Here is a 21406-nt window from a genome sequence, read left to right as displayed (position 1 = left end):
AGGAATCACCCATGAGCAAAGTATTAGTTTTGAAATCCAGTATTCTGGCAGGGTACTCTCAGTCTGGTCAGCTGTCTGATTACTTCGTTGAACAGTGGCGTGAACAGCATTCTGCTGACGAAATCACCGTGCGTGACCTGGCTGCAAACCCAATTCCTGTGCTGGATGGCGAGCTGGTTGGCGCGCTGCGCCCAAGCGATGCACCGCTGTCTCCACGTCAGCAGGAAGCCCTGGCCCTGTCCGACGAGCTGATTGCTGAGCTGCAGGCGCATGACGTTATCGTCATCAACGCTCCAATGTACAACTTCAACATCCCTACCCAGCTGAAGAACTACTTCGACCTGGTGGCGCGCGCTGGCGTAACCTTCCGTTACACCGAGAATGGCCCTGAAGGTCTGGTGAAAGGTAAACGTGCGATCGTCCTGACCAGCCGTGGCGGTATTCATAAAGATACCCCAACCGACCTGGTTGCGCCGTACCTGAGCCTGTTCCTGGGCTTCATCGGCATCACTGACGTGAACTTCGTGTTCGCGGAAGGTATCGCTTACGGTCCGGAAGTGGCGACCAAAGCGCAGACCGATGCGAAAGCCGCCATCGACAGCCTGGTAGCAGCCTAAGATTTTGCCCTCTCACCGCCTGGTGGGAGGGTTTTTCTTTTCCCCGCATTTCGTTATCATCCGCTCCCACTCTCCAACCGGGCGGCCTGATGTCTTCGATTATTGATTCTTTTATAGCCCCACCGTGTCACGACGACATTCAGATCCTCTGGCAGGATGAACATCTGCTGCTGATCGATAAGCCCTCCGGTCTGCTCAGCCTCTCGGGAAAAAATCCGCAAAACCTTGATTCCGTCCATTATCGTCTGGTCCAGACGTACCCCGGCTGCACGCTGGTACACCGCCTGGATTTCGGCACGTCCGGGCTGATGGTGGTTGCGCGCAATAAGGCCATCAACGCGGCGCTGTGCCAGCAGTTCAGCCAGCGCAGCGTGGAGAAAGTCTACAGCGCCCTGCTTTGCGGTCATGTGGAACATGACGAGGGAATAATAGACGCGCCGATTGCCAAAGACCCGGCGCTGTTCCCGCTGATGTCGATCTGCCCCATCAGCGGTAAACCCGCCCGCTCTCGCTATCGGGTGGTGGAGCGGTTTTATCAGGAGACGGGACTGCCGTTAACGCGGGTGGAACTTACTCCGGAGACCGGACGAACCCACCAGCTGCGCATTCACTGTCAGCAGCTGGGGCACCCAATTCTGGGCTGCGATCTGTATGGCGGTCTTGAAGCGCCGGGGGCTGAGGATACGCCCCGGCTGATGCTGCATGCCAGCGAGTTGAATTTTATTCATCCCGTGAGCGGAGAGCCGGTTAACGCCCGTCACGCCGCCCCGTTCTGAACGCAATTTACCACATCAAATCGTCAGGGATTTTGAAGTCCGCGTACGGATCGTCTTCGTCCTGCTCTTCCTGGCTGAGCGCGCTGTTTAACACAATGCTGTCGGCATCGCGCTGGGCAATTTTATCGGCCACCACCGCCGGAATAATCGCGTATTCACAGTCGCCGCTGGCGTTGATGACCAGACGGGCAATCGCCAGACGGCCGTTAATCAGCTGGGCCTGGGTTTGCTTGTCGACGTCGATTTTTTTGATCAGATTACCGTCGGTGAAGTTAAAGGTGATGTTCCCTTTCGCCACGGTGATGCGGTTCATCTCAATCAGCTGCTTCACCTGCGCCTTAAACTCTTTCGCCAGCACGGCCTGCTTCTGCTGTTCGCTCAGCAGCTTGTCGCGCTCGATCTGCGCCTTTTTGTTCTCTTCTACCGCTTCACGGGCCTCTCGCGCCTGAACGCGTGATTTCTTTGCCGTGCGCTGCACTTTTGCCGCTTTCTTGCTGCTGACGAGGCCCGCTTTCAGCATCTGCTCTTGTAAGGTGAGTTTTGTCATGATTGTTTCTAAACCGGTTGGAAATTTTGGGGATTATAGCGGGAATTACAGAGCGTGTGCCAGAGAAGTAGGCATGGCGCTTTGTTGCCTGAGCCTTGTTTATTCTTTATTCAGCGTTTACTACCGTTACGGCCGCAAGAGTGATTAAAAATTGTCAGGTCATTTTCTTAAAAAAAATGAGCATCTCATAAATATGATGTGAGTTGAATATCTGTACCCGCTTCAGGCGTAGGCTGCTTTTCTCTTATTAAAAGAGTAAGGAGAAAATATGGCCTTAAAAGGAACAATGCTGCTTAACGGTGCTGACTATGCGCCTTTTAACCTGCACGGCGTCGGCGTGTTTATGGCCCATTCCGGGCAGGGAATTTACAGAAACAATGGATTATGTGGTGCTATTAAAGGCTCAGGCCCAATTCCCCCAGGGAAATACTGGATTGTTGACAGAGGGACTGGAGGTTTCTTTTCAGGGTTAAAAGCGAAGGTTCAGGATCGGTGGAACAAGGTTAGATCCGGGGCAGAATTTGGCCGCGATGAGTGGTTTGCTTTATACAAGGATGACTGGGGTATCGATGATGGCACCTGGATTGATAACGTCTATCGGGGTTTGTTTCGACTGCATCCGGGTACGCTATCTGAGGGATGTATCACGATTGCCCATGATTCTGATTACGCATTGATCCGCAATGCACTGATGAGTACGGAACTTATTCAGGTTCCCTGTATGCGTTCACTGATGGCACGCGGCTGGGTTGAGGTGATTGAAAGTGGCTACAGCAACACTTGTCCGTAAATGGGGCATCAGGCTATTCAAAACGGTCTGGTTTATATGCATCAGCATTATAGTAGGCCGCATATTGGGACCCGCTGAACGCTATCTTGATCATGACGTGGCCTCATCTATATGTGATTTTATTTATGGCGACGTGAATGCAGAAACAATATATGAGACATATACCAATATCGATATTTTAATCGTACTGACCCTCGCAACGGTTATTTATCGCTTAACAACACTGCTACTCAATAAAATAAGGAAATAAAGAATGCCAATTCCTCCCTACATGTGGCTAAAAGACGATGGTGGAGCAGATATTAAAGGTTCCGTTGATGTTCAGGACCGTGAAGGTAGCATTGAGATCATAGGGCTGAGTCATGGCCTTAACCTACCGGTAGACAGCGCTAACGGCAAGATCACCGGCACGCGTCAACACTCATCCATGCGGATTGAAAAGGAAGTTGATAGCTCCACGCCCTATCTCTATAAAGCAGCATCTACCGGTCAGGCGCTTAAAAGCGCTGAAATCAAGTTCTATCATATTAATGATGCCGGACAGGAAGTCTGTTATTACACCGTCTTGATGGAGAACGTAAAGGTTACGGGTGTTAACTGCAGCGTGCCGAACGTGAAGATCGCTGCCAACAATAAAATGAACCATATTGAAAGCGTAAGTTTGCAGTACGAAAAAATCACCTGGCGCATTGTCGACGGCAACATCATGCACAGTGACGCCTGGAATGAACGTCCTACAGCATAACGCTAAGGGGCGCGATGCCCCTTACTCTTCCTATCCCAGCATGCGCGCAACACTGTTCATGAACTTCCCTCATGTTGCATTGAAATTAAGTCACTTCCCCTGCGCCGCGGGCTCAGGCATAAATTATGCATCGGTAACTTCTTAGCAACATGAACTTAGGATGCATAACCACAATGAGCAAAGCTTTCACATATACCCTTAAGCGCAGTTGCTTCGATGAGAATTACAACCCGTCAGAAAATACGCGTACGACCACCAACTTTGCCAACCTGGCGCGCGGGGAAAAGCGACAGGAAAACCTGCGCAATACGCTGGTGATGATCAACAACCGCTTTAACGCCCTGGCGCGCTGGGATAACCCAAACGCCGATCGCTACGCGGTTGAGCTGGAAATCATCTCTGTCGATTTGAACATTGGCGCGGAAAAACCGTTCCCGGCCATTGAGATATTGCAAACCACGATTGTCGACAAAAAAAATAACCAGCGTATCCCTGGCATCGTCGGAAATAACTTCTCTTCTTACGTGCGGGATTATGATTTCAGCGTACGCCTGCTGGAACACAACAAGAACCAGCAGCACTTCAGCATTCCGGAAAAGTTTGGCGAACTGCACGGCAATATTTTCCGCCACTTTGTGAGCTCGCCGGAATACAAAGAGAACTTCAGCAAGGGTCCGGTGATCTGCCTGAGCGTCTCCAGCAAAGACACCTACCGCCGCACCGGTAACCAGCATCCTGTGCTGGGCGTTGAGTATCAGCCGGATGGCGAGTCGCTGACGGAACAGTACTTCGCGAAGATGGGCCTGAAGGTTCGCTATTTCATGCCGGAAAACAGCGTGGCGCCTTTCGCGTTCTTCTTTACCGGGGATTTGCTGAGTGACTACACCGATCTGGAGCTGATTGCCACCATCAGCACGATGGAGACGTTCCAGAAAATCTATCGCCCGGAAATTTATAACGCAAACTCGGCGGCGGGACTGTGCTACCGACCGGATCTGAACCAGCAGGATCACTCCTTAACCAAAATTGTTTATGACCGGGAAGAGCGTAGCCGACTGGCGATTGAACAGGGTCGCTTTACCGAAGCGTACTTCATTAAGCCTTACCAACACATTCTTGAGCAGTGGTCTGATAACTACACGCTTTAATTCATCAAAATAGGTCTTTTATTATGAAAACATTGCTCCCGACTTCTACGGCTGGCAGCCTGCCTAAGCCGACCTGGCTTGCACAACCTGAAACCCTGTGGTCACCCTGGAAATTACAGGATCAGGAACTCCTGGCGGGTAAACAGGACGCGCTGCGCCTGTCCCTGGATGAGCAGATCCGCGCGGGTATCGATATCGTCAGCGACGGAGAACAGACCCGCCAGCACTTCGTCACCACCTTTATTGAACACCTGAGCGGCGTGGATTTTGAAAATCGCCAGACGGTGCGCATTCGTAACCGCTACGACGCCAGCGTACCGACCGTGGTTTCAGCCGTTGCGCGTCAGAAGCCGGTATTCGTGGACGATGCGAAATACCTGCGTCAGCTCACGGACAAGCCGATCAAATGGGCCCTGCCCGGGCCGATGACCATGATCGACACCCTTTACGACGCCCACTATAAAAGCCGCGAAAAGCTGGCCTGGGAATTCGCCAAAATCCTCAATCAGGAAGCGCGTGAGTTAGAGGCCGCAGGCGTGGATATTATCCAGTTTGATGAACCAGCATTTAACGTCTTTTTTGACGAGGTGAACGACTGGGGTATCGCCGCGCTGGAGCGCGCCATTGAAGGGCTGAAGTGCGAAACTGCGGTACACATCTGCTACGGCTACGGCATCAAGGCCAATACCGACTGGAAAAAGACGCTCGGCTCAGAGTGGCGCCAGTATGAAGAGGCCTTCCCTAAGCTGCAGACCTCTAATATCGATATTATCTCCCTGGAGTGCCACAACTCCCGCGTACCGATGGATCTGCTGGAGCTGATCCGCGGTAAAAAGGTGATGGTCGGCGCGATTGATGTGGCAACCAACGCCGTTGAAACGCCGGAGGAAGTCGCCGATACGCTGCGTAAAGCGCTGCAGTTCGTCGATGCCGACAAGCTTTACCCGTCAACCAACTGCGGCATGGCTCCGCTTTCACGTCAGGTGGCTAACGGCAAGCTGAAAGCACTCAGCGCTGGCGCAGAAATTATCCGCAAGGAGCTCGGCGCGTAATCCCTTACGTTTGCCAGTAGAGCGGCGTGCCGAAAAACGCCACGTAATAATCTATCACCGCCCTGACGTTCAGGGGCGGATGACGTGCGTTAGGATAGATCGCCGCAATATTAAGTTGCTCCGTGTTGATGGCGCACGCCATTTCCGGCATAAGGGCAACCAGCTCACCCCGCTTCAGCCTGTCGCCAATCAGCCAGTCCGGAAACAGGACGATCCCCATCCCGCCCAGCGCGGCAATGAGCAGCGACTCCGCATTATTGGACGTCATCAGCGGCGCGACGGGATAATGCACCCAATTCTCCCCTTTGCGACGCACGAGCCAGCGGTTAGGCCCGGACGAACCGCGATAGACCAGACATTTGTGCTGGCTCAGTTCCGTCGGGTCGGCCGGAATGCCGTGTTGACGCAGATACGCGGGCGACGCGGCGAGGTGGTAGCGCTGCTGCCCAAAAACACGGGCGTGGAACGTCGAATCCGTCAGCGTGCCGATGCGGAAAATGAGATCGGCGGCGTCCCGGTGCGGGTCGATAAAGTCATCGGTCAGCGTCAGCTCAATGGTTAACCGTGGATAACGCTCGGCCAGGCCTGCCAGGCCGGGCGCAACGTGTCTCTGTCCAAAAAATACCGGCCCATTTATGCGGACCGTGCCGGAGGGTACGGTCGAACGTTCGTCCAGCTCACGACGCGCCTCTTCGAAGTTATCGACCATCGCCCGGGCATAGCGGATAAACAGATGCCCGCTTTCCGTGGGGATCACCGCCCGGGTATTGCGATAGAACAGCTGCTGGCCGAGCGCGTCCTCAAGCTGATGAACAATGCGCGACACCTGCGAGGCAGATATTCCCTCTCGTCGCGCAACGACGGAAAAGTTCTGCGTTTCATAGACGGCAATAAACAGCAGCAGTGAGCGAAGGTTCATGCTTCCGGCATCTGACATTAATGCATTTCCTGCAAAGGTGTTTCCTGCATTATGGCATTTTTCTCACGGGTCTACCGACGTAATCTTCTTCGCCTGAAAACGGAGGAAGAAGAATGCAGTTTGTTTTGATTTTACTGGTGATTGCCGGCGGGATGGGCCTCTCCGTCGAGGCGGGGCTGCTGGGGCCATTAGGGGGAGAAGTGGGCGACTTATGGGCGACGTTCAGCATTTTTGGCGTCGGCGCCGCGCTGACGTTTCTGCTGATGCTGTTTTTCAGCCCGCGTAACAGTCCGTCGTTTTTCGCTCAGCCCGGCTGGCAGCTGCTCGGCGGCGTGCTCGGCCCTGTTTATGTGGTTATTCTGACTATTGCCACGCCGACCATCGGCATCGCTCTGACGATGATTGGCATTCTGGCTGGTCAGATTTTTAAAAGCCTGATCATTGACCACTTTGGCCTGCTGGGTACGCCGCACAGGAAGATAAACGCGAAACGTATCGTGGCGCTGGTTTTTATTATTGCGGCACTGGTTCTGGTCGCACAGGGGTAACGTATGACACTGATTATGATTCTTCTGGCCGTCTGCGGCGGCGCAACGCTGAGCATTCAGGCCGCGATTAACGGACAGCTCGGCAGCAATGTCGGGGTATTTAAAAGCGCGTTTCTGACGTTTTCCGTCGGCGCGCTGGTGACCGCCCTGCTGATTTTTTTCTTTGAGCCGAAGCAGGCGGTCACGCTGCTGGACGTGCCGAAATGGCAGCTCCTCGGGGCAATGTTCGGCGTGCCTTACATTGTGATCATGGTCGTGGCGGTGCAGCGCATCGGCACCGCCGTCGCTACGGTGGCGGTGATCTTCGGCCAGCTCGCCATGAGTATGTTGATTGATAACTTTGGCTGGTTGAACAATCCCGCTATTCCGTTTTCGCCGAGCCGTCTGGGCGCGGTGGTTTGCCTGGGGATTGCCCTGTACTTCATTTACTCCAGCAGCAAAACCGGCAATGTTCGCGACTAAGCTTACGCCTTCCGGGTGAAAAACAGCGTCACCGTGGCGACGGTGACGCCAAATTTCTTCATCTCGGTTTTATTAAACAGATGGGTCTCATCCTGCAGGTACATCCAGTCGTCAAACTTCAGCAGCCAGGTTCGCCCGTTGGCTTTTACATTCATGCTGTAATGCCAGTTAAAGGCGTTGCCTGCGGCCTGCCCCGTGGCAACCCCTTCAATGTCCCCTGCCGTTCCCTCGTAGCGATCGTTCCCGACGCGCCGGATGTGCCAGACCCGCTGCTGCTTCTCGCCATCGTCGTAGACGAAGTGCTCGTTGAGCGTCAGCGTATCGCCGATAACGTCTCCGGCACGCCAGCAGCATCGTGAATGCCAGCGCCATCATCAGGATACGTTTCATTGTTGGCCTCCGATTAACTGCTGACGCAGCTCAGGATATTGCGTGCGGGGATCGAGCCAGATGGCCAGAAAACGGGTGCTGAACGCTTCAGACTGGCGCGGTCCGAGTGGAATAAAGGATGTTTGCGCCGCTGATGCGCGATACCAGAACTGCCCCTGCTTATCGTTGAGAACAAACGCCAGCTGTGAGCCCGGTCGGACATCCGGCCACAGCGACTGGAGCATCCGCAGCCAGGCATCGCTTTGCGGTTCCTGCGTCAGAATCCCCTGCGCCTGCCACTGATCGCGGGTCGCCTCGACCAGTTCATCGCGATCGATGTCGCGCGCATAGGTAATAATCAGCGCCTGATCCTGGTCCTCCCGACCGTAACGCCCGTCGGGGGTGCGGAGCTGAGAGGTATAGACCGTGAACGGCCCCCAGGTAAGCGTGGCGTCTCCCACCTTCCGCCACGCCAGCCAGTCGGCGGCCTGGGCAACGGGAACAACCAGCGTCAGACAAAGCAGCAAAAATGCAGCTCTCATTTTTGTCTCCCCATCAGCAGGTGGAAAAACAGCATCAATACCAGCCACCCCGGCGCCATCCAGCTGACGACGATAAAGGTTGGCTCCAGAAACGTGATGGCACCCAGCCGCTCGCCAAACAGATAAGCCACCGGCCCCCCCACGGCGGCCAGCAGGGTCAGCAACCAGCCGGGCAACGTGGTGGTGCGCGTCAGCTGCGTCCAGACGGAGGCAAACATCAGCCATAATGCCACCATCCATAGCGGCATCAGGGACTCGCCCGTGAAGGCAATCAGTCCCGTCAGCGCCCAGAGCGTATCCAGCAGACTCCCCGCCGCGGCCAGCCCAATGGCGTAAAACCTGTATACAGGCGGCAAGAGCAGACACGCCAGGATCGCCAGCGCAATCCAGAAAATCAGGCCCTGTTCGCGAAAGATCACCACCAGCGCCCAGTAAAGGTCGAACGCGACGGCCAGCAGGAAGACCTGAAGATATCGTCTCATACGCGCTCGGCGGTCAGCTGCACCACGCTTATGGTGCGAGCGTTAAACCCGGCTTCACAGTAGCCAAAGTAGTACAGCCACATGCGGCGGAACCGTTCATCGAAGCCGAGCTTTTCAATCTCCTGCCAGGCATGGACAAACCGCTGCCGCCAGTGGGCCAGCGTGCGGGCGTAGTCGGGGCCCATGTCGAAAAGATTGCGCACTACGAAATCGGTATGGCGGGTCATCAGCTCGTTCATCGCGGTGATGCTCGGCAGGAAGCCGCCCGGAAAAATGTAGCGCTGGATAAAATCGACGCTTTTGCTGTAGTCGCGATAGCGCTGGTCCTGAATGGTAATGGCCTGAATCGCCATCCGTCCTCCCGGGCGCAGCCGCGCCTGGCAGGTGCGGAAGAACGTGGGCAGATAGCGTTGCCCGACGGCCTCAATCATCTCTATCGAGACCAGCTTGTCGTACTGTCCGGTGAGGTCGCGATAGTCGCAGAGCAGCACCTCAACCCGATCCTGCAGCCCGGCGCGGGCGATTCGCTCTGCCGCCCAGATGAATTGCTCCTGCGACAGCGTGGTGGTGGTCACCCGACAACCGTAATGACGAGCGGCGTATTCCGCCATCGCGCCCCAGCCGGTGCCAATTTCCAGCAGGTGATCGGCCGGGCTCAGCGCCAGCTGGTCACACAGGCGCGCCATTTTGGCCTGCTGGGCCGCCGTGAGATCCTGCTCATCCTCAGTAAACAGCGCGCTGGAATAGAGCAGCTCTTTATCCAGAAAATGGGCATAAAAGGTATTGCCCAGATCGTAATGGGCGGCAATATTTTCACGCGCCTGCGCGCGGGAGTTACGCCGCGTCCAGTGGCGTATCCGCTCCAGCGGCCTGCCGAGCAGACGGAACCCGTTTTCCAGACGGCCAAGCACCTCGCCGTTGAGCGCGAGCAGCTCCAGAAGCGGCGTAAGTTGCGTGGTTTCCCATTCGCCGTCCATCCAGGCTTCTGCCGCAGCAAGGCTCCCGCCCGTTAAGACGCGCCAGTAGACGCCGGGCGTGAGGATCTGCACGTCGGCGTGCAGCGCGGAGGATGTCTCACCAAAATGAAAGGTCTGCGCCCCTTCACGCAGCGTGAGCGAGCCGCCGCGAATACCGCTTAGCAGCCTGAAAAGCAGCCAGCGCGCGATGCGTACGTTGCGCGGGATATCGGGTTCTAACGCAAAGACGGGATCGGTCATGAGCGTTCACTCCTGCTGACGGGATGGTTATACAGCGGCACGCGCTTGAGCCACAGGCGCAGCGCCTGCCAGTAAATGGCAAAGACGGTTTTCAGAGTCATGAGCGGAATGCGCAGCAACAGCGAGCGCAGCGCGGGGCGCGTCAAAGGCTCCCGGCGCAGCGCCAGCGTGGCGTCAAAAACCTTCGCTTCCTGATGATTTTCAATGTGCATATGCAGCGTGTTATCCGGGTCGTTAAAGCGCCAGTGGTAGATCATGTCCATCGGGTTGAAGGGGGAAACGTGAAACGCTTTTTCCGTCGGCTGCGCATCCTGTCCGTTGACGGCATAGTAATGGCGTTCATTCCACGGCGTGTTGCGGACCTCCGCCAGCACCCAGCGCAGCGTCCCCTTCCCGTCGTAGCAGTAGTAAAAGTTGACCGGATTGAAATGAAAGCCGAAATAGCGCAGCTGCGTCAGGAGCATCACCCGCCCGTCCGGACGTTCCCCGGTCAGGCTCTCCAGCATGCTCAGCACGTTCTCTTTGAGCGGCGCGCCGAGCGGATAGTCCGCGTCGTGGAACGAGGCCGCGGCAAAGCGATTGCGCCGCACGCCGACGGACGGCAGCAGCGGCAGTTCATCGAGATCCAGCCAGGCCATAAATACGCTGTAGCTGAATTCATGGGTTTTCGGCTGAAGGCGGCGGTGGCGTAATACGCCGTGGTAGAGGCAGCTGTTCATCTCAGTTCCCCTCTCCGACCGCTATCGCGTTGACCACGTCCAGCGCGCTGCGCACGCCGTCTTCATGAAAACCGTTGTACCAGTAGGCCCCGCAGTACCAGCTCCGGTTATGACCGTTGATCTCGCCGCGCCGCGCCTGCGCCCGCCAGCTTTGCGGGTTAAACAGCGGATGTTCATAGACAAAGCGTTGCAGAACGAAGCGTTCATCTACCGGCGCGTCCGGGTTGAGGGTGACGCAGAACAGCGGACTGCCTTCAGGCAGCCCCTGCAGGATGTTCATGTTGTAGGTCACGCAGGCGCTGGCCTGCTCCTGCGCGCTCAGGCGGTAGTTCCAGCTGGCCCACGCGCGCGGCCGCACCGGCAGCCAGCGCGGGTCGCTGTGTAAAACGACCTCGTTGCGCTGCCAGCCAATATCGCCCAGCACCTCGCGCTCTGCGGGCGTCGGGTCATCAAGCATCGCCAGAGCGCTGGCGGAGTGGCAGGCAAAAATCACCCGATCGAAGGTATGGCTGCCGTTTTCAAGCTGAAGCGTAACCCCGTGCTCGTGGCGGCTCACCCGCTGCACCGGAGAATTGAGATGCAGATTCAGACGGTCGCCCAGCTTGTCGAGCATGGCGCGGATATACTCCCGCGAGCCGCCCGGCACGACGTACCACTGTGGGCGCTGGGTGATATCCAGCAGCCCGTGGTTCTGGAAGAAACGTAAGAAAAGCGGCAGCGGGAAACGCTTCATCTCCTGCAGCGACGAGGACCAGATGGCGGCCCCCATCGGCAGAATGTAGTGGCGCGCAAAAAACGGCGTGAAGCCGTGCTGTTCCAGAAACGTTTGCAGCGTGGCGTTCGGGTCCACCTCCCCGTCCAGCGCCTGCTTTGCCAGACGATTGAAGCGGACGATCTCCCCGAGCAGCCGCCAGAAAGCAGGATTCACCAGGTTTCGGCGCTGGGCAAACAGCGACGTCAGGGTGTGGCCGTTGTACTCCAGCCCCGTTTCGGGATTGTGCACCGAAAAGCTCATCTGCGTTTTTTGCCCGCTGATGCCCAGCTCGCTGAGGAGGCCCATAAAGCGCGGATAGGTCCGATCGTTGTAGACGATAAACCCGGTATCGATCGCGTAGGTGCCCTGTGGCGTCGAGACGTCAACCGTTGCGGTATGGCCGCCGGGCGTGGTGCCCGCTTCAAACAGGGTCACCTGATGGTGCCCGGCCAGGCGCCAGGCGCAGGTCAGCCCGGCGATGCCGCTGCCGATAATTGCAATATTCATGAACGCACCATCCTTCGCAGCAGCGCGCGCTGAAGAAATGCCGGTAACCCGGAGAGCGCACGCAAAATAAAGCCGAACCCGGTGGGGAACGCAATATGCATTTTCCCTGCCGCCAGCCCGGTACGGATCGCCTTGACCGCCTCGTCAACGCTCACCCTGCCAGGCATGGCAAAGTCGTTTTTGCGCGTCAGCGGCGTATCAACAAAGCCCGGCGAGACCACCGTGACTGCAATTCCTTTTGGCTCCCAGTCCAGGCGCAAACTCTCGGCAAACCAGCTCAGGGCCGCTTTGGACGCGCCGTAGGCCTCTGCCCGTGGGAATGGCAGCCAGTGGGCCATAGAACTTACCAGCACCACGCGGTTGCCAGCCGTCAGCTGCGGCTGCAGCGCGTCAAGACAGTTCACCGGGCCAAGGAAATTTGTCGCCATAACCCGCTCCACCAGCGCCGCATCCACCACGCCTCCATCGAGATATTCGCAGGTACCGGCGCAGAGAATTATCAGATCGGCGTAGCTGCCGGTCAGCGCCTGGCGGCAGGCGTCCCTGTCGGTCATATCGAACAGGCGAACGGTGAGATTGGGGCAGGTCTGATGCAGCGCGTCGAGGCGCGCCGGATCGCGTCCGCAGGCAATCACGTGGTAGCCGTCTGCGGCAAAGGATTTCGCCAGCCCGGCGCCAATACCCGAGCTTGCGCCGGTGATCAGCACCGTTTTCATGATTTGACCCTCCGCTTCACGCCGCGTACCGCCCAGCCAAGCAGAGGAAGATGTTCGTAGATCATCTCTCCCGCATCGTAGTAGTCGCGCTGGTGGGTGATGAGATCGTTTTCCGTCTCCACCACCGAACATCCCGGCAGTTCGAGCGGCTCGCCTCCGGCAATGCGCGGATGCGACCAGTGCATGACCCAGGTCACAGCAAACCGGTTCTCGCTGCAAAGCGGCGTATCGATGGTAAAACGGCAATGCTCGACGTTGGCCAGCAGATGGGTGAAATAGCGCTGAAGCGCGAAAATCCCGTCATGTTCGCCAAACGGATCGATAAGCGTGGCATTCGAATGGTAAAGCCCGACCAGCGCCGACGGCGGCTGGCTATCCAGTGCGGCGTAGTACTCAACAAACCGACTCACGACAGAGGGCAACGTACTCATGGGTCACATCCTGGCTGTAAACAACGTGGCGTAATCGCATAATTAAAACTTACACAATTACTGTTATTTGTCCAAGTTTGTGTCGATCTATTTTTTATTTTGAATACATATCAATCATTTAAAGGAAGGCAAAAGAGTGGATTTTTAGGCCGGGTAATGCGTGGCCGCCACCCGGCTTTAACTTTCAGGATTTCCTTAAGGCAAATTCGCCGGTCTTCTTCCAGGCTTATCCTTTTTAATTCATACGGATGCCTGACATGAAACGTTTCTTTCTCTCCCTTTTCTCCAGCCCGGAATCCTTACTGCAGGTGATGAGCCAGCAGGAAATCATTGAAGCCGTCGAAGATGGCGATCGCATCATTATCGACCAGGACGGGAACGCCTCCGTGAACTACAAAAGCAACGAGGTGCGGCAGGATTTTCTGCGTCACGTCAACATGCTGAAGAGGGCCTGATATGGGAACGGCGATATTTATGGTGCTGATGGTATGCGGGTACTGGTACACCAGCCGCGACCTGTCGACCCGCTTTAAAATCAAGCGCTCCTTTGGCTGGGACGTCTATTTTCTTGTGGCGCTGTACGGCTGTATTTTCGTTCTGCAGGGGGTGATTGCCACGGGGCTGCTCTGGCTGCTGTTGCTCGCCCTTTCCGCCGCCAATAACGCTTTTCACTTTGCCTCACCGAAATATACCGACTGGCAAATCGACTTTATGAACTGGAGTTTTTTAGGCATTCAGGCGCCGGTGGTTGTTATGCTGGCGTTTGCCATCCTGTTTTGCCTCTACCGCTCTAACTGGGCAGGCAGCGCCAGGCTGGACGGCGAAAGCCGGAAAAAGCTCTACAAACGTCTGGCGCAGTCGAGCGGTATTGAACAGCTGCTGTATCAGTGTATGGAGCAAGGGGAACTGGCGCAGGTCACGCTCCGGTCGAGACGGATTTACGTCGGCATGATCCACACCGCGACGCTGGAATATGAAAAAACGGCCAATATCGTGCTGATTCCGATGTTGAGCGGGTACAGAGACGCGAAAACGATGAACTTTCGCATCGAGAATAACTACAGCAGGTGGTATGCGGAGCATGACATCACGCTCGACTCCGAACCCCGCAGCGCCATGTCATTCCGCAAGGTGATTTTACTCAATCAGATTGAGAGCCTCTCGCTGTTCGATCCCGCCAGCGCCAGCGCGCTATCGCTGGCGCAGCGGGACGAGAGCTCTCATTCTAAAGAGACATCCCCATAATCCTGAGTATGCTCTGCTACAAGGGGTCATGGACGCTCTCCGTGCTAAAAACCCGCGTTAACGAAAGGCGAATGACAACAATTTAAGGTGTCATTCCCCGTTGGGAATGTGGAGAGCACTTCCATCGGTTGTCTGGCTCGCGTAATCCTCACGTTTTTCTGCCCATTTCAGCATGGCATCAAGCGCCGGACATAATGCCTGACCCCAATCGGTGAGGCGATACTCCACTTTCGGTGGCACTTGCGGGTAGACCATCCGCGAAACGATACCATCGGATTCAAGTTGCCTGAGCTGCTGCGCCAGCATCTTCTGGGAAATACCGGGGATCAGTTTTTCGAAATCAGAGTAGCGCTGCACTTTTCCGTCGAAAAGATGAAAAAGAATAATTAATTTCCAGCGGCCTTCCAGCAGCCGTAACACTTGCTCCACGCCGCTCGCGGCAGATTCCGGACTATATAACTTACTCATAATTCAGTAGCTCACTTTTTCGTGCGTACTTGTCAATTTCTCAGTCTATGTTGAATATACCTGTACTGTAAATAACGGGAGTGCAAGGTTATGTCATTAGATATTGATTTTAAAGGCAAACGCGTGCTTGTTACCGCTGGCACGAAAGGGCTCGGAAAAGCGGTCGTCGGGCTTTTAAAACAGCTCGGTGCAACGGTATTCACCACTGCGCGCCACGAGCCGGACGTAGATGTCGCAGATACTTTTGTAGCCGCTGACCTTACGACGGTCGCTGGATGTGCCGCTGTCGCATCTGCGGTTCAGGAACAGATGGGAGGCATCGACGTGATTATCCATGTTGCGGGCGGTTCAACCTCACCCGGTGGCGGTTTTGCTGCGCTTGGCGAGGAAGAGTGGCAGCAGGAGCTCAATCTTAATTTGTTGCCTGCAGTACGCTTAGATCGCGCCCTGCTTCCTGGAATGCTCGCGCAGGGAAATGGAGTGATTATTCACGTGACGTCTATTCAGCGCGAACTGCCGTTACCGGAATCAACAACGGGTTATGCGGCGGCTAAAGCAGCCCTCTCAACCTACAGTAAAAGCCTTTCAAAGGAAGTCTCACCAAAGGGCGTTCGGGTGGTGCGCGTTGCGCCCGGCTGGATCGAAACTGAAGCGGCGGTTGCACTGGCGGAGAGGCTGGCAAAGCAGGCAGGAACAGACTACGAAGGCGGCAAGCAGATTATTATGAAGGCGTTAGGTGGAATACCGCTCGGACGCCCTGCCAGACCGATTGAGGTGGCCAACCTCATCGTCTTCCTCGCTTCATCGCATGCTGCGAGTATCACAGGTACTGAATTTGTGATTGATGGCGGCACCATTCCGACAGTGTAACGCGGGTGCTTAATCGGCTCGGTGCGAGAGTTGATTAAGCACCGGGGAATATCACTGTTCGGACAGTTTTTCCAGGCCCTTTTTTAACGCATGTCTTACCGTTTCTGAATCCATGCCCATTTGTGCATGAATAATTGCGCCGTCAATGAGCAGCATGATTTCATTGACGACGCGCTCATCAGCATTCTTCGTCAGCAAGGCAATAATTTTCTTTGTTTCTGACTTATGACTGCGGCATATCGCTTTTATTTCGCTTTCAATATCTTCCGATTTAGCCTCTGCGCTGGCGTTAATAAACGCGCAGCCGTGGAACTCGGGCGAAATAAACCAATCATAAAGCGTTGCAGATATCGCATCAGCAGGCGTTTCGCCTTGATCGAGATGTCGACGCAGCGTGGTCTCAAACCAGTTAATCCATATTTCATGCCGATAGTGCAAATAGGCAAGAATAAGCAATCTCTTACTCGGAAAATGGCGATAGAAAGTTACCTTGGTCACTTTAGACGCTTTAATCAGCGTATCCACCCCCGTCGCCCTGAAGCCCGCGGAATAAAACAGATCGTGCGCCGTGAGTAATATTTTATCTCTGACGCTGATTTTTTTGTCGTTGCCTGCGGGTTCTGTTTTCACTTTTGGCTAGCCTCAAAAAGAATGTTGACAGCGTTATTTTACAGGCATAGATTACCGCAAGTAGACAGATCTGTCTACATAATATAACGCTGAGGTAATCGCAATGAACACACGTCCTCCTTTACCGCCCTTCACTCGTGAAAGCGCCATCGAAAAAGTCAGGCTGGCAGAAGACGGCTGGAACAGCCGCGACCCGGCGAAAGTCGCGCTTGCCTATACGCTGGATACCCAATGGCGTAACCGCGCAGAGTTCGCCACCAACCGTGAAGAAGCCCAGGCGTTTCTGGCGCGGAAATGGAAAAAGGAGCTGGACTATCGTCTGATTAAAGAGCTCTGGGCATTTACGGAGAATCGGATCGCGGTGCGCTATGCCTATGAATGGCATGATGATTCCGGCAACTGGTTCCGCTCTTACGGCAATGAAAACTGGGAGTTTGAGCCGGACGGACTGATGAAGCGCCGCTTTGCCTGCGTAAACGATATGCCAATAAAAGAATCCGAGCGCCTGTTCCACTGGCCGCTGGGCAGACGTCCGGACGATCACCCTTCGCTGAGCGATCTTGGCTTATAGGATTTTTGCATCACTCCGGGCCGCCCCGGAGTGATGAATTTACAGCGCGCCCAGCTGTTTCATCAGCGTCAGGTTGTCCTCAATATGCCAGTTAGCCACGATCTTACCGTCACCAATCTCATAAATATCCGTGGCGATAAAATCTATTTTCTGCCCATTTCCTTTCAGCTTGCCAAATGTTCCGGTAAATGTGCCGTAAAAATGTAAATGCGAAACCACGCGATCGCCTGAAATAATCATTTGCTCAACGTCACAACGCAAATCTGGTACGGCTGCGCGAAACGCACGGGAAGCTAAAATAGCGCCTTCCGGCCCCTGCTCACGCCCTTCCGGAGGTGTTTTATCAATAAAACCTGCCGCAAGGGCATCACGCGCAAGTGTTTCATTACCGGTATTCCAGAACGAGGCATATTCTCTGGCGACGGCTTCATTCGCCTTTAATTGCGCCTGTGGCAGGCTGGTGTCTGCAATAAGCTGTTTTGGCTTCACCCATTCTGCCTGGGCCGAATACGCAGCGCCCGACAGCCCAATAAAAAAAAGCGCCGCAAGAACGGGACGTAAATATGTTGACCCCATGCCGGAGATACCGCCGATAATAAAGGTTTTATGGTTCATCATGTTTCCTCCTGCAGAGTGTACGTTGGGTAATCGGTATATCCCGTGGCGGTGCCGCCAAACAGCGTGGCGGGGTCGCGCACCTGGGCGAGAGGCAGCTGGTGCGCAAGCCGGTGGGGTAAATCCGGGTTGGCAATAAACGGCCGTCCGAAGGCAATCAAATCGGCATAGCCGACAGCAAGGATCTTTTCCGCTTTTTCAAGGTTATAGTTACCCGCGACGATAAGGGTTCCGCTAAACGTCGCGCGTAGCGATTGTCGGAACTGCTCTGGCACCTGCGGCGCATCGTCCCAGTCGGCTTCCGCCAGGTGGATGAACGCAATCCCTTCTTGTTCACACCAGGCCGCGAGAGCGAGTATGGCTTTCGTCACCTGCGGATCGTTCATCCCGCGCTGGGTAATAAATGGGGAAAGGCGGATGCCCGTGCGCTCGCGGCCAATGGCCTCGGCAATGGCGCTTAACACCTCCTGGGCAAAACGGATCCGGTTCGCCAGCGTGCCGCCGTACTCATCCGTGCGTTTGTTTGAGGTTTGCCGCATAAACTGGTCGATCAGATTAGCCGTTTCCGCCGTGAACCTCCACGCCGTCAAACCCGGCCTGAACGGCATTGAGTGCCGCCTGACGATAGTCCGCGATGATGCTGTGAATATCCTTGCGCGAAAGGGTTCTCGGCTGCGGGCAGTCAACCATCTGGCCTTCGCCCTGTTCATTCACCACCCACACCTGCGCGTCCGGCGCCAGTGCTGACGGGGCGACGGGCAGACCATCCTGATGAAAGCTGGCGTGCGACATTCGCCCGACGTGCCAGAGCTGCGAAAAAATCACCCCGCCCGCCAGATGCACGGCGCCCGTCGTGAGCTGCCATCCTGAAACCTGCTCAGGCGAATGGATGCCGGGCGTCCATGAGTATCCCTGACCCTGAGGCGAAATCTGGGTGGCTTCCGTGATGATTAATCCGGCGCTGGCCCGCTGCCGGTAATACTCCGCCATCAGCGCTGAGGGAATATTTCCCGGCTGAATTGAGCGCGCGCGGGTCATCGGCGCCATGACGATACGGCTTTTCAGGTCTTGCTGACCCAGCCTGTAGCGTTCAAAAAGTGAGGTACGTTGCATGTTTTCATCCCTTATGGTTTGGATGAAATCACTTTACAGTCGGCATCTGATTTTGATAATTGCGCTAAAATCAGATGCACTTTTCGGAAAATATGAATAATGGGTAAACTTGAAGACATGGCGTTACTGGTGGAAGTTGCCGAGGCCGGTGGTCTTTCTGCCGCCGGGCGACGCCTGTCGCTTTCCCCCGCTACCATGACGGCCAGGCTGAAGGTGATTGAGGAGCGTTACCAGACGCGCCTGTTTCACCGCTCAACGCGATCCATCACGCTGACCCGCGCCGGGGAAGAGTTTTATCATGCCGCACTGCGCGTCCTGGAAGAGGTGCATCACGCCGAGTCGTTACTGACGCAAAAGGAAGGCGTGCTCAGCGGCAACATTCGCCTTTCTGCACCCTCGGACTTTGGCAGACAGTATCTTAGCCCCGCCGTCGTAGAATTCTCCCGACGCCATCCCGACGTTAAATTTTTCATCTCGTTAAGAGAACACGTTGAGGACCTGGTCGCTAACCGGCTGGATATGAGCGTGCGTTTTGGCAACCTGCCGGACAGCAGCCTTGTCGTCAGAAACATCCGCCCGAACCATCGGGTGCTGGTCGCCTCCGGGGCGTATCTTAACGAATGCGGCATCCCCGCCACGTTTGCCGATTTAGCCCAGCACCGGTGCCTGGCGCTTGAGTCTCAGGGCGTGGTGATGAACGAATGGCGCTTTGAAAAAGATGGCGAGGAAAGCGTCGTTCGCGTAGAGCCAGCCATGGTGTGCGACGACGGGGCATTGCTTCGTCAGTGGGCTCTCAGCGGGGCTGGCATTGCGGGGAAATCGTGGTGGGACGTCAAAGACGATGTTGAAACCGGACGGCTCACGGTACTGTTTGCCGACAGCTTCACCGGCTTTAGCCGATACGATCGCAAAGATGTCGGACTGCAGTTTGTTTACCCCCAGCGAAAGCTGCAGCCGCTTCAGGTTACGGCTTTTAGCCAGTTTTTTCTCGACTGGCTAAAAGAACATTAATTTGTCGCCAAAATAAGAGATAGCGCGCATTTCGCTGACACCCTCAGGACTACTCTGTGTGCGGTTTTCAGGAGGAACAAAACATGAAAAAGCTTCTGATATGTTGTTTGTTTGGTAATACCGCAAACTCTCTCGCCAAAAAGATGCAGTCTCTGGCAGAACGCGAAGGCTATCCGCTGATGATTAGCGCTGTTGGGCTGGATAACTTCGCCAGCGTCGCACCCGCTTTCGATGGTTTCCTCGTCGCGCCGCACATTCAGTACAAACTCGATGAGATAAAAGAAACGGTGGGTAATACGCGCTCAATCGCCATTATTGAGAGCCTGCCCTATGCCTCTCTCGACGCGAGGAAAGTATTGGATTTCGTGAAGGAACAGATGCCTGAACTGGCTGCCTGACAGATAAGGCCGCATCGGTTTTGCGGCCTCCTCAAACGGTTATGTTCAGTGCAAGGGAACTGCGCTGAAACCCTCGCTTTTATCAGACAGATAGATGCCGTAGTGCAAGAAAAATGGTGATACACTTACCGCACATGGTTGATCGTCCCGTCTGAACGGCGCATGGTAATATCGGTAACCAAATTACAAAATGGTCACTCGTTGTTAATCGTAGCCTGTCACGCTAAGCTTAAATAATGACTAAAAATATGAACCCCCCATCATCACGCGGCCCCCTTGACCACGCTGTCAGAGAGCAAATCGTCGAAGCGGCTTTTGAGCACTTCGGCCACTACGGCTATGAAAAAACCACCGTCGCAGAACTGGCGAAATCCATCGGTTTTTCAAAGTCCTACATTTATAAGTTTTTCGATTCTAAACAGGCTATCGGCGAGGTGATCTGCGCTAATCGCCTGGAGCTGATCATGGCGGCGGTGCTTTCCGCCATTGAGGATGCGCCGTCAGCAAGCGAAAAACTCCGCCGCCTTTTCAAAGCGCTCACCGAGGCGGGAAGCGAGCTGTTTTTCCACGACCGTAAGCTTTACGACATCGCCGCCGTCGCCGCGCGCGAGCAGTGGCCGTCGACAGAACGGTATGCAGAAAGCCTGATGAAGCTGATTGAGAGCATCATTATCGAAGGCAGGCAGGCCGGCGAGTTTGAAAGAAAAACGCCGCTGGATGAGGTCACTCAGGCTATCCACATGGTGATGTGTCCTTTTATCAATCCCGNCCGCCTTTTCAAAGCGCTCACCGAGGCGGGAAGCGAGCTGTTTTTCCACGACCGTAAGCTTTACGACATCGCCGCCGTCGCCGCGCGCGAGCAGTGGCCGTCGACAGAACGGTATGCAGAAAGCCTGATGAAGCTGATTGAGAGCATCATTATCGAAGGCAGGCAGGCCGGCGAGTTTGAAAGAAAAACGCCGCTGGATGAGGTCACTCAGGCTATCCACATGGTGATGTGTCCTTTTATCAATCCCGTACAGCTACAGTACAACCTCGAAATGGCTCCCACCGCGGCGGTGCTTCTCTCTTCACTCATTTTAAGAAGCCTTGCCCCCTGATTTGTGACCATTGACTTTTTTGGTCACTGGTCAGAAAATGCGGA

27 protein-coding genes and 2 pseudogenes are annotated in these 21406 nt (G+C 55.3%); 15 read left to right on the top strand and 14 right to left on the bottom strand.

Going from position 1 to position 21406, the window contains the following annotated elements:
• Positions 1-11: 11 nt before the first annotated feature.
• Together azoR and LA04_RS08740 are read left to right on the top strand one after the other, a co-directional pair.
• Complete coding sequence (gene azoR / locus LA04_RS08745; RefSeq protein WP_008502313.1) at positions 12-617, top strand: FMN-dependent NADH-azoreductase; 606 nt, start codon at positions 12-14, stop codon at positions 615-617.
• 89 nt (positions 618-706) lie between these two features.
• Entirely contained in the window at positions 707-1393 is a 687-nt protein-coding gene (locus LA04_RS08740) for an RluA family pseudouridine synthase (RefSeq protein WP_047651225.1), read from the top strand.
• A gap of 7 nt (positions 1394-1400) precedes the next feature.
• On the opposite strand, the gene LA04_RS08735 is transcribed toward LA04_RS08740, so the two are convergent.
• A complete protein-coding gene (locus LA04_RS08735) occupies positions 1401-1940 on the bottom strand; it encodes a DUF2058 domain-containing protein (RefSeq protein ID WP_023311631.1) in 540 nt (179 codons plus the stop codon).
• Positions 1941-2208: 268 nt separating this feature from the next.
• On the opposite strand from LA04_RS08735, the gene LA04_RS08730 reads away from it, so the two are divergent.
• The 4 genes from LA04_RS08730 (at position 2209) to LA04_RS08715 (ending at position 5675) form a co-directional block, all read left to right on the top strand.
• Positions 2209-2730, top strand: a complete 522-nt coding sequence (locus tag LA04_RS08730; protein ID WP_047651224.1) for a DUF2778 domain-containing protein — start codon at positions 2209-2211, stop codon at positions 2728-2730.
• Positions 2731-2983: 253 nt separating this feature from the next.
• Entirely contained in the window at positions 2984-3475 is a 492-nt protein-coding gene (locus LA04_RS08725; protein ID WP_047651223.1) for an Hcp family type VI secretion system effector, read from the top strand.
• Positions 3476-3648: 173 nt separating this feature from the next.
• Positions 3649-4623, top strand: a complete 975-nt coding sequence (locus tag LA04_RS08720) for a DUF1852 domain-containing protein (RefSeq protein ID WP_047651222.1) — start codon at positions 3649-3651, stop codon at positions 4621-4623.
• A gap of 23 nt (positions 4624-4646) precedes the next feature.
• Positions 4647-5675, top strand: a complete 1029-nt coding sequence (locus tag LA04_RS08715; protein WP_023311627.1) for a methionine synthase — start codon at positions 4647-4649, stop codon at positions 5673-5675.
• A 4-nt stretch (positions 5676-5679) separates the two neighbouring features.
• Here the strand turns inward: LA04_RS08715 and LA04_RS08710 are convergent, their stop codons facing one another.
• Positions 5680-6612, bottom strand: coding sequence for a LysR family transcriptional regulator (locus LA04_RS08710; protein WP_047651221.1), 933 nt, complete (start codon positions 6610-6612; stop codon positions 5680-5682).
• A 95-nt stretch (positions 6613-6707) separates the two neighbouring features.
• On the opposite strand from LA04_RS08710, the gene LA04_RS08705 reads away from it, so the two are divergent.
• Together LA04_RS08705 and LA04_RS08700 are read left to right on the top strand one after the other, a co-directional pair.
• Positions 6708-7142 carry a DMT family transporter gene (locus tag LA04_RS08705; protein WP_047651220.1) on the top strand — a complete coding sequence of 145 codons (435 nt, stop codon included), beginning with the start codon at positions 6708-6710 and terminating at the stop codon, positions 7140-7142.
• A 3-nt stretch (positions 7143-7145) separates the two neighbouring features.
• The gene (locus tag LA04_RS08700) at positions 7146-7604 is read left to right on the top strand and encodes a DMT family transporter (protein ID WP_047651219.1); all 459 of its coding nucleotides are present in this window, start codon (positions 7146-7148) and stop codon (positions 7602-7604) included.
• Between the two features lie 2 nt (positions 7605-7606).
• Here LA04_RS08700 and LA04_RS08695 read toward each other — a convergent pair.
• The 8 genes and pseudogenes from LA04_RS08695 to LA04_RS08660 all read right to left on the bottom strand — a co-directional run.
• A pseudogene (locus LA04_RS08695) lies at positions 7607-7945 on the bottom strand (DUF3833 family protein); the annotation flags it as partial.
• A 45-nt stretch (positions 7946-7990) separates the two neighbouring features.
• Positions 7991-8515: a hypothetical protein gene (locus LA04_RS08690; protein ID WP_047651218.1), complete on the bottom strand. Its 525-nt coding sequence runs from the start codon at positions 8513-8515 to the stop codon at positions 7991-7993.
• The gene (locus LA04_RS08685; protein WP_047651217.1) at positions 8512-8997 is read right to left on the bottom strand and encodes a DUF2878 domain-containing protein; all 486 of its coding nucleotides are present in this window, start codon (positions 8995-8997) and stop codon (positions 8512-8514) included. The genes LA04_RS08690 and LA04_RS08685 overlap by 4 nt, the downstream gene beginning before the upstream one ends.
• Positions 8994-10214 carry an SAM-dependent methyltransferase gene (locus tag LA04_RS08680; protein ID WP_047651216.1) on the bottom strand — a complete coding sequence of 407 codons (1221 nt, stop codon included), beginning with the start codon at positions 10212-10214 and terminating at the stop codon, positions 8994-8996. The genes LA04_RS08685 and LA04_RS08680 overlap by 4 nt, the downstream gene beginning before the upstream one ends.
• A complete protein-coding gene (locus LA04_RS08675) occupies positions 10211-10933 on the bottom strand; it encodes a DUF1365 domain-containing protein (RefSeq protein WP_047651215.1) in 723 nt (240 codons plus the stop codon). Before LA04_RS08675 ends, LA04_RS08680 begins: the two co-directional genes overlap by 4 nt.
• Position 10934: 1 nt before the next feature.
• A complete protein-coding gene (locus LA04_RS08670) occupies positions 10935-12194 on the bottom strand; it encodes an NAD(P)/FAD-dependent oxidoreductase (RefSeq protein ID WP_047651214.1) in 1260 nt (419 codons plus the stop codon).
• Complete coding sequence (locus tag LA04_RS08665; protein WP_047651213.1) at positions 12191-12910, bottom strand: SDR family NAD(P)-dependent oxidoreductase; 720 nt, start codon at positions 12908-12910, stop codon at positions 12191-12193. Before LA04_RS08665 ends, LA04_RS08670 begins: the two co-directional genes overlap by 4 nt.
• Complete coding sequence (locus LA04_RS08660; protein ID WP_047651212.1) at positions 12907-13341, bottom strand: nuclear transport factor 2 family protein; 435 nt, start codon at positions 13339-13341, stop codon at positions 12907-12909. The genes LA04_RS08665 and LA04_RS08660 overlap by 4 nt, the downstream gene beginning before the upstream one ends.
• Before the next feature lie 257 nt (positions 13342-13598).
• On the opposite strand from LA04_RS08660, the gene LA04_RS08655 reads away from it, so the two are divergent.
• Together LA04_RS08655 and LA04_RS08650 are read left to right on the top strand one after the other, a co-directional pair.
• Positions 13599-13796, top strand: a complete 198-nt coding sequence (locus LA04_RS08655) for a hypothetical protein (RefSeq protein ID WP_023311615.1) — start codon at positions 13599-13601, stop codon at positions 13794-13796.
• Position 13797: 1 nt separating this feature from the next.
• Positions 13798-14586 (top strand): hypothetical protein, encoded by a 789-nt coding sequence (locus tag LA04_RS08650; protein WP_047651211.1) that lies wholly within the window; start codon positions 13798-13800, stop codon positions 14584-14586.
• A gap of 90 nt (positions 14587-14676) precedes the next feature.
• Here LA04_RS08650 and LA04_RS08645 read toward each other — a convergent pair whose 3' ends face one another.
• Complete coding sequence (locus LA04_RS08645) at positions 14677-15054, bottom strand: winged helix-turn-helix transcriptional regulator (RefSeq protein WP_052119539.1); 378 nt, start codon at positions 15052-15054, stop codon at positions 14677-14679.
• A gap of 90 nt (positions 15055-15144) precedes the next feature.
• Here LA04_RS08645 and LA04_RS08640 point away from each other — a divergent pair, with 90 nt between their 5' ends.
• On the top strand, positions 15145-15924 hold the full coding sequence (locus LA04_RS08640; protein WP_047651210.1) for an SDR family oxidoreductase: 780 nt from the start codon (positions 15145-15147) through the stop codon (positions 15922-15924).
• Between the two features lie 51 nt (positions 15925-15975).
• Here LA04_RS08640 and LA04_RS08635 read toward each other — a convergent pair whose 3' ends face one another.
• Positions 15976-16554 (bottom strand): TetR/AcrR family transcriptional regulator, encoded by a 579-nt coding sequence (locus tag LA04_RS08635; RefSeq protein ID WP_047651209.1) that lies wholly within the window; start codon positions 16552-16554, stop codon positions 15976-15978.
• A gap of 103 nt (positions 16555-16657) precedes the next feature.
• Here LA04_RS08635 and LA04_RS08630 point away from each other — a divergent pair, with 103 nt between their 5' ends.
• Entirely contained in the window at positions 16658-17125 is a 468-nt protein-coding gene (locus tag LA04_RS08630; protein WP_047651208.1) for a nuclear transport factor 2 family protein, read from the top strand.
• A gap of 39 nt (positions 17126-17164) precedes the next feature.
• Here the strand turns inward: LA04_RS08630 and LA04_RS08625 are convergent, their stop codons facing one another.
• Complete coding sequence (locus LA04_RS08625) at positions 17165-17701, bottom strand: ester cyclase (RefSeq protein ID WP_047651288.1); 537 nt, start codon at positions 17699-17701, stop codon at positions 17165-17167.
• A gap of 38 nt (positions 17702-17739) precedes the next feature.
• A pseudogene (locus LA04_RS08620) lies at positions 17740-18853 on the bottom strand (alkene reductase).
• Positions 18854-18952: 99 nt separating this feature from the next.
• Here LA04_RS08620 and LA04_RS08615 point away from each other — a divergent pair.
• The 3 genes from LA04_RS08615 (at position 18953) to LA04_RS25225 (ending at position 21362) form a co-directional block, all read left to right on the top strand.
• Positions 18953-19864, top strand: a complete 912-nt coding sequence (locus tag LA04_RS08615; protein ID WP_047651207.1) for a LysR family transcriptional regulator — start codon at positions 18953-18955, stop codon at positions 19862-19864.
• Between the two features lie 83 nt (positions 19865-19947).
• Positions 19948-20262: a PTS sugar transporter subunit IIB gene (locus LA04_RS08610; RefSeq protein ID WP_047651206.1), complete on the top strand. Its 315-nt coding sequence runs from the start codon at positions 19948-19950 to the stop codon at positions 20260-20262.
• Positions 20263-20498: 236 nt separating this feature from the next.
• On the top strand, positions 20499-21362 hold the full coding sequence (locus LA04_RS25225; protein WP_081957672.1) for a TetR/AcrR family transcriptional regulator: 864 nt from the start codon (positions 20499-20501) through the stop codon (positions 21360-21362).
• The last annotated feature ends 44 nt before the right edge of the window (positions 21363-21406 follow it).

The sequence above is a fragment of the Enterobacter sp. UCD-UG_FMILLET genome (assembly GCF_000762975.1).
Taxonomy (GTDB): domain Bacteria; phylum Pseudomonadota; class Gammaproteobacteria; order Enterobacterales; family Enterobacteriaceae; genus Enterobacter; species Enterobacter dykesii.
This window is presented reverse-complemented; position numbering and strand designations above follow the sequence as displayed.